Here is an 8,152-nt window from a genome sequence, read left to right as displayed (position 1 = left end):
AGATTCCACCTCGCGATGGACACCCTTGCTTTTGGCTGTATGATTCCCGCTATTAGGGCTCATTGGGGACTTGCACCCGTTAGCTAATACTCATGCTGAGCGTACATAATAATGGGCAGATAAAAATAATACCTGCCCATTAATATAATAGAAGATTGATTAATTTAGAAATTACTCAACATCAGTACCTCTCAATCCATTTACGAAACCTTCATAAGCAGGTTTACGGTTATAATTTATATCCCATAAACCAACAGGCTCTCCACCTCTCCAACCAGAGTCGGCAGGACTATCTGTTGCACACCACTGAGTAATACCATACTGCTGGTTTACAGGAATAATCTCGAAATACTTACGGATTATAAATGTATAGAACTCTGCCATTTTCTGCTGCTGTTCCAATGTTACATTTTCTGTCTTTATACCTGTACCGAATGCTTTATCAACAATTCCCATATCCAACTCAGAAATCTTGACGAGCTTGCCTGATTCTGCCAGAATTCTGAACATATTAACAATGGCATCTTCTTGTGCCTTTTGATCTGCTTCGTTCAAAATGTAGCTGACATGCATTTGAGTTCCAATACCATCAATCTTAGTAACGCCGTCAGCTTCCCATCTTTTGATCCATTCAACAAGACTCTTGGCTTTCATGTTGCCATCCCACCATGATTCCAAATTAAAGTCATTAATGAAGAGTTTCAAATCAGAAGGATTTCCACCATACTCAGCAAAGTATTTACGAGTCTTTGATTCGAGAATACGTACATAGTCTATGTCACCAAGATAATCTTGCCAATAGAAGTTTGCAGAAGGATTATCACTGTTTTCAGCTGATTGCAATTCATAGATACCATTATCGTCACCTCCACCGGAAACTGTCTCATTTGCCAAGTCCCATGATGTAACATAACCACCTGTAGCTTCCATCATACCTCTTATCCAGTTATCCATAGCCCATGTCAGAGTATCTTTCTTTTCTTCCGGAGTAAGAGGAATGGTATTCATTTTTACTAATTTACAGATTTTCAAAGATTTCACGTCCAATGTTGCATCTGTTGATTGAGGCTTAAGAATAACATCATAATTACCACCTTTAATACCTGAGATATTTAATTTGACGTGATGCTGACCTTGTTGAACAGGAACACTTACATTGATTTTCTGTGCATCATCTCCCCAACCATTCTGCATAGTCAACTCAACACCTGACGCATCTTTAGATGAAGTCAAATCCAAATATAAAATATAATTTCCCTCATCCAAAGCATTATCTCCACCAGGCATAATAAAGAACTGGCTCCATACAGGCGGATTTTGAGGAACAAAATGAATGGCTCCATTAATGACATCTGGAGCACAGCCCATTTGATAGAATGGGAAAGGACCATCTTGATATGTTTGTGTTCTGACTTCCTGCTCCATCTCAACAGCCGGAGACTCGGTATGAACAATCTTTACATTTTTAATTTGAATAGTACCCACAAACAAGCCAGATTGGACCATTACAAATCCTCCATCACCTTTAGCTTGGAAATCCATAGTGAGTTCCTTCCATTCAGTAGTAAATTCAGCAGATCCATCTGACGTTGCTCCCCAATTTCCAACAGCTAAATTCAGAGTTCCATTATCGGTAGCTCGTACAAGCATTTTTAAAGTATAAGAATTATCTTTTTTAATGGAAATTCCATCCGCAACATGGTATTGTACTAAATAATTCGATTCTTTTTTGTCAGGATTGATTATATCCAAACATCCTTTTTCTTTATTGACGGCAATAGTAGCATTATCTATCTCATTCCAAAATTTATATTCACTAGTAGAATAATCTATTTCATAATCAACTTTTTCCACCTTATCTTCCGGATCCACTTCAATTTCCTTATCCGCAATCAAAGAATTCAGATACTTGTTATTCTGCTGCGAATGCCAACCCAAAGTATGACCGTAAATAGTCATACCAGCATTTTTAGCTTCATTCACAAACTTTGTGACATTATAGAAATTCATCGTACCATCATCAGCCACACATGAAGCATATTTCATTTCATTGCCTGCGGTCATCTCGTCAAAGTTGGATACTGCCAAACTATGTACCTGATCGCCTGCAGTAAAATCATTAGCACTCAGAGCAATTCCTAACTTAAATCCCGGATTAGCAGCACGATTGACATACGTTTTTAATGCATCATAAGCATTCAGATATTCATATTGTTCAATATTTGCCGGTTTCTCTACTTTAAATTCAGCAATCTGTTCGTCAGCACATGCTGCCATGAGAAGCAACATTGACAATGAACTTATATATAAAGATTTATTCTTCATAACCAGTACATATTTTTATTTAAAGATATTTATTTCTCATTATATGTAGGAGTGAAGGTAACTAATTTGTTTGTGCCACGAGTCTGTGCAACCAATGTATCCTTAGTAGCAACTTGCTTGAAACCATAATCTATACTATAGTCCAGATATATGACATCGCGATCTTTATTACCCCATGAATTTTTCTCTCCGTCTTCCACAAACTTTCCGCTTCCAGAAGCTACAATACCATCACTACCAGAGGTAATGGTACAGTTATCACCATCAAATGTAAGCAGCAAATCACAAGTAACGGCCGTACCATTTTCATCATCAATAGATACTGGGAAAATTGCGGTATTAAGTGAACGAGAAGTCATTTCGCAAACCTCGTCCTTCTCTACAGATTCCTCGTGACGGACATTTGTGGTTATTGTACCATCAGCGGCGGTTGTTATTTGGTCTATTCCACGACGCAAGTAAAAGCCATGCCATGGATTCATGTATTTCACACAATATAGCACATAGTCCTTGGGCTGTATGTTCCAATAAGCCGAATTAGTGCGTGCTGGCTGGTCTCCTTCTATCGATGGAGTACCAGTAATAATACGGTCAGCACCTTTCTGTCCTGTCATTAAAACAGGAATTACATAATTGTTGGTCAGAGCCTTCGGATCGGCAAAGAAAGCATCTTTGAGTTGTATTTCAACATATCCCCAATGATCGCCACCAAATCTAATCTGATTTCCAAGCATCTCATAATAATCGGCCGGCAAAGGAAGGACCGGAGAACCATCCTCAAAGGTCAGATTATCGCACAGAGAATTGTCTATCTCGACGTCGATAGTAATATCCCTTCCCTCGTATGAACCTCCCATAGTGGCGTAAATTGCACATTTGTGTTCATTATCACGCGAATTATCTACTACCTCATCATTACCGAGGACCAATGTACGCACCGGATACTGATATGCAAAATATACAGAAGTTCCTCCCTCATAATCAGGGAAAGTTCTGTCCGCATTCTTACAGGAAGAGAAAGCAAACGCCATAACCCCCGACATCATCAATAATATAGATTTTCTTGTTTCCATTTTTACTTTCATAATTTTAATTAAACATATATTACTGCCATCCTTTATTCTGCTGGAGATTACTCCATTTCAGTATTTCAGAATAAGGTATAGGACCGTGATACATATAGTCTCTATAATTACGTATCTCTACATCAATTTCCGTATATTTCAAAGAGTTGCCTGTAGCTTGTTCTATACGTATACCTCTAGCAGTCTCGTTAAGCGGTAAATTCCAACGTCGAATGTCCCAAAAACGTTTGTTCTCGAAACATAACTCAATGCGTCTTTCGTTTCTAATAAGCTCTGTCATCCGTGTCTGATCATTCTTAACACTCTCCAGATATGGATCGCCATTATCCGTTCCAACACCTCCACGTACACGTAAAGCCTTTATTACATCGTATGCGCTATAAGTATTTCCACCAGTACCGGTAGGTCCCCAAGCGTCGTTAGCTGCCTCGGCATAAGCCAAAAAGATTTCCGTATATCTAATACGTACCGGGAAATGATACTTAGGGTTAAGAGCACTCGGATTTGGATTACAATCCTCACGTAAAAGCTTGCGCAGATAATATCCAGTACGAGTAGATGTACCTATTTTATTCAGTCCATCATCTGTCTTATTCTCGCTGTCGGCATATAGTCCAGTGATGATTGTTTTACCCTTATAAGTACTACCGTTATATAATATATAATATGTCAAACGTGGATCACGATCCGCATAAGGGTTTAAAGCGTCATAACCACTGTTAGAAGTATCTGTTATAGGATAACCGTTAGCCATCGGGAAAGCGTCAACCAGATTCTGTGTAGGATTGATTCTACCGCTTCCATATAATGTTGGTGGAAAATTGTTCTTCTCCTGTGTGATACCTATATCCCAATCAGCATCACTATTAGTACGGTTACCTCTCCACAGGATTTCTGCTGTTACGGCACCGGAGCCCATATTGTCAAGCTCATCTGTATTATTGTACCATGTATTTCCACGAGGGTCTATTCCGCTGACACCTCCTATTCTGTTAAGAACTGTAGCAGCATATCCTGCAGCCTCTTCTGATGTAACTCCAGAAGCCTCACGATAGGCAGGACTTGCCGCTAGAAGAGCAACCTGAGCCTTAATACCTTCAGCTATACGTCCTGATATACGTCCACGTTGATAAGTTCCGAACACTAGGTTATAGCCACCCATCTCGGCACCTATTTCCTGATATTTTGAAGGAAGTTCTGCATTACTGCCGATATTTGCGAAGTCAAGCGGCAAGAGTTCTATTGCCTTGTCAAGATCGTCAAAGATATAGTTTACACATTCGCTAAACGAATTACGTGGCTGGTTGAATTCGGAGTTTTTATCTTCAGGCTCGAACACCATTGGTACACCCAACAGCTGTCCATCGTCAGTCCATCCGGCATGCGCTTGCAGAAGATAGAAATAATTCAATGCGCGCAGAGCATACGCTTCGCCACTCAACTTGTCAATAAACATCCTGTTAGTAGTCTCAGTACTAGACCATTTCACCTTATCCACAATACTTAGGAAAGTATTGATATACTGTATAGTAGCCTTACGAGCCTGCCACTGTTCCATAGGATTGTTGCTTGATGACCAAGCACCAAGTGCCATTTTCGAATAATTACTAGTAAGATCGTTGGTTACAGCATCATCAGTAGCAACATCGCTGACGCTTGAATTATCATATGGCAACATCGCATAACCATATCCCAACAAACCTGAGGCATAGTTAGGATCGGAAAACATTTCTTCCACACCTCTAATGTTCTCCTGAGACGGCTCAAACATATCTTCACAAGCTGAGAGAGATGCAAGAAGCACAGTAGATATAAAAATATATTTCAGTTTCATTTTTATCACTTTTTTTAGAATACTGCTTTTAAACCAATGTTATAGTATCTGCTCTGAGGCGCACTTCCCACATTCAACTCCATGTGTTCGCGTTCCTTAGAGATAGTAAGCAGATTGGCTCCGCCCACAAATGCCGACAGTTCCTTTACGAAAGAGCTGCGCAATATATGCTTAGGTAAATCATATGTAATCTGTATCTTAGCCAGATCGAAACGGTTTGCCTTATACATCCAGAAATCGGAATCACAGAAATTCTGACTTGCATTGAGTGTTGACAAACGTGGGTAAGTAGCGGTAGAAGCTGTAGCCTCTGTCCAACGGTTGCGTACCACTGCAGAATACTTGTCTTCCTGATCCACCCAATAATAAGAACTGTTCTTCAAGCCATAGCTTCCAACTCCACCAGTACCGAGAACAAAAAGAGTGAAATCCTTCCACTTGGCAGTGATGTTTACACCCATAGTAAACGGAGCTCCATACCAGCCACCTTTACCAAGATAAACCTCATCCTTCTCGTCAATAATTTTGTCACCGTTTTGATCGATATATTTAATATCTCCCGGTTTAATCTGTCCTAACTTAGACTGATCATACCAGCTGTCAATATCTTCCTGACTTTGGAACAATCCAGCACTTTGATATCCCCATATACCGTCAATTGGCTTACCTTCACGATAACGGTGAGCGTCGTCATATATTTCATCACGCTTTGTAGCCTTAGTATCATAGTATGTACCTGAAACTCCTAAAGACAAATCTACCTCACCGATACGATGGTTCACATTCACACTAAAATCAAAACCTATACGGCGGTTATTGTTATAATTCAATACTGGCAAAAACGAAGCTACAGGATAACCGGTACTTAAGTATGAAGGATAGAACGTAGGCTTATCGATCAGGTAACCTTCGTTGGACATAATGAAGAAGGAAGCGTCAAGAGTGATAAAACGTTTCCACAATGAAGTATTCAGATTGACAGAAAGTTCCTTACGCTTTATGAAGTCGAGATCGTAGTTCTCACCTTTAGTTGAGTAAGTATATTTACCTGCCGATCCGTCATACCAGCCATAGCCATCAGCCTGAGTCCACAAGCCATCATACAGATAAAATTCAGTATCACCCATCTTAAGATCGATATCTTGATTCAGGATACTACCCGATACGCTAAGCATCATGTCGTCCACAACAGGAGAGTCCTTAAGAAAATCTTCTTCGCTCAGACGCCATCCCAATGTAAGCGAAGGCGACAGGGCATTTCTGTGTCCCGGTGCCAGTTTTGCCGAATGAATCAGAGCAGCGCTGAAGTCTGCATAATAACGCTGACGGAAGTTATATCCTGCCTGTAAAGCCAAGTTAGCATTACTAATACGGTGATATTGCGCAGAACGTGTCTGCTGATAACCATTTGCAATAAGCATAGCAGATACGTTATGATCCTTAGCAAATGTATTCTGATAATTAAACTGAGCATTAAAGGCTATAGTCTGATTATCAGCACTTCCACCAACATTCTGAATACCTGGACGCTCGTCCAAACCTTCTTTGGTAAGCCCTACAATGACATCCTTGCCATTGTAGTTAGACCATGTTGGAACAAATATGGCATAATTATTATCGAACGATGTATTATAAGAAGTTGCATAGTCAACAGCAAACATAGCCTTAAACGACAATCCCTTCAGAAGTTTCTCCAAGCTAACATCCACCCCAGTGTCGAACTGAAACTGACGGCTGGTATATTTACTGCTTCCTGCCGCATATACATCTGCAAAAGCGTTTGTAGGATTGGCTTGCGAACCGCCCAGGAAGTATTTGCCATCGATAATATTACCCGAAGTACTCAATAATTCCCACACAGCGCTCGCATTAGGATCAATCATATCGATAGGTATAAGCGGAGCCGCGTTCTGCGGAAAGTTTGGTCGCATGGTAGAAGCTGCTTCCCAATAATTGCCTTTTGCGCTCTTTGAATTATAGAAAGTAGCGTTAGCATTGATATATGCTTTGATGAAATCATTAATCTTTACGTCCACATTAGTACGTACATTAAAACGATCCACCATATTATTTTCCGCTTCGCCAAAGTTCAGATAGTCACCATTACGATAATAGCTGATATTGCTGTAAAAATGAGCTTTTGAACCTCCGCCCTCAATCTCGGCTGTAACCTCTGAACGATTATACATTTTCTTTACATAATCGGAAGAATAATAATTTATGTCCGGATAGCGGTAAGGATTTAATCCTGAAGCATGATTGTAAATTTGTGTATCGGAATACAAAGGGGCCAGCCCATCGTTTACACGTGCCTCATTATATAGAGTCATATATTCAGCTGATCCCAAATATTCTGGAAAACTTTTTGCAACATTGAAACCTGTATTAGCTCTAACACTCACACTCAGCCCTTCAGCAGTGCTTCGCTTGGTAGAAATCAGGATAGCTCCTTTGGCAGCTTTACTACCATATAACACTACAGCCTGTGCTCCCTTCAAGAAAGTTATCTGCTCTATCTCTGTAGGCATCACGTTGTTGGCATCACGCGGAACTCCGTCCACAAGGACCAAATAACCAGCATTATCGCCATCCATTCCCCACAGGGAGTTTCCGTTCCATCCACCCACATAGCCTTGCATATTATCCAGACTATAAGTATTATAGTTTTTCCGGGTAAGTTCCTCCATATTGACAACAGAAACTCCTCCAAGAAGATCCTTGCGTGATACTTTCCGGAATGCCACCTGAACCTCGGCGTCATTTCCTGTTGACAATGTGTCAGTATCATTCTCAATCGCACTCTGCGCTCCGGCCAGACAAGGTGCTGCGGTAAGCATAGCAAGAAGAATGAATTTTGTCTGTTTATCTTTCATTGTTCAGTTTTTTATTATTATACATCAGTATTTTT

At 40.3% G+C, this 8,152-nt stretch carries 4 protein-coding genes; all 4 read right to left on the bottom strand.

The features are described from left to right. Positions 1–171: 171 nt before the first annotated feature. The 4 genes from H6A61_RS07900 to H6A61_RS07885 are packed head-to-tail and all read right to left on the bottom strand — an operon-like array spanning position 172 to position 8,117. Positions 172–2,325, bottom strand: coding sequence for an endo-1,4-beta-xylanase (locus H6A61_RS07900; protein ID WP_204392649.1), 2,154 nt, complete (start codon positions 2,323–2,325; stop codon positions 172–174). A gap of 29 nt (positions 2,326–2,354) precedes the next feature. Then, on the bottom strand, positions 2,355–3,398 hold the full coding sequence (locus H6A61_RS07895; protein ID WP_204392661.1) for a DUF5627 domain-containing protein: 1,044 nt from the start codon (positions 3,396–3,398) through the stop codon (positions 2,355–2,357). A 31-nt stretch (positions 3,399–3,429) separates the two neighbouring features. Further along, positions 3,430–5,244, bottom strand: coding sequence for a RagB/SusD family nutrient uptake outer membrane protein (locus H6A61_RS07890; RefSeq protein WP_204392647.1), 1,815 nt, complete (start codon positions 5,242–5,244; stop codon positions 3,430–3,432). Positions 5,245–5,258: 14 nt separating this feature from the next. Further along, a complete protein-coding gene (locus H6A61_RS07885) occupies positions 5,259–8,117 on the bottom strand; it encodes a SusC/RagA family TonB-linked outer membrane protein (RefSeq protein ID WP_204392645.1) in 2,859 nt (952 codons plus the stop codon). Positions 8,118–8,152 lie beyond the last annotated feature (35 nt).

The organism is Bacteroides caecigallinarum (genome assembly GCF_016901995.1).
In the GTDB taxonomy this organism is placed as follows: Bacteria; Bacteroidota; Bacteroidia; order Bacteroidales; family Bacteroidaceae; genus Phocaeicola; species Phocaeicola cellulolyticus.
The sequence above is the reverse complement of the archived record's forward strand: the minus strand, read 5'-3'. Positions and strand labels throughout refer to the sequence as shown.

Bases quoted from the DNA above. Each gene is read 5' to 3' on its own strand.
- H6A61_RS07900 (WP_204392649.1), bottom strand. From the start codon at position 2,325: ATGAAGAATAAATCTTTATATATAAGTTCATTGTCAATGTTGCTTCTC.
- H6A61_RS07895 (WP_204392661.1), bottom strand. From the start codon at position 3,398: ATGGAAACAAGAAAATCTATATTATTGATGATGTCGGGGGTTATGGCG.
- H6A61_RS07890 (WP_204392647.1), bottom strand. From the start codon at position 5,244: ATGAAACTGAAATATATTTTTATATCTACTGTGCTTCTTGCATCTCTC.
- H6A61_RS07885 (WP_204392645.1), bottom strand. From the start codon at position 8,117: ATGAAAGATAAACAGACAAAATTCATTCTTCTTGCTATGCTTACCGCA.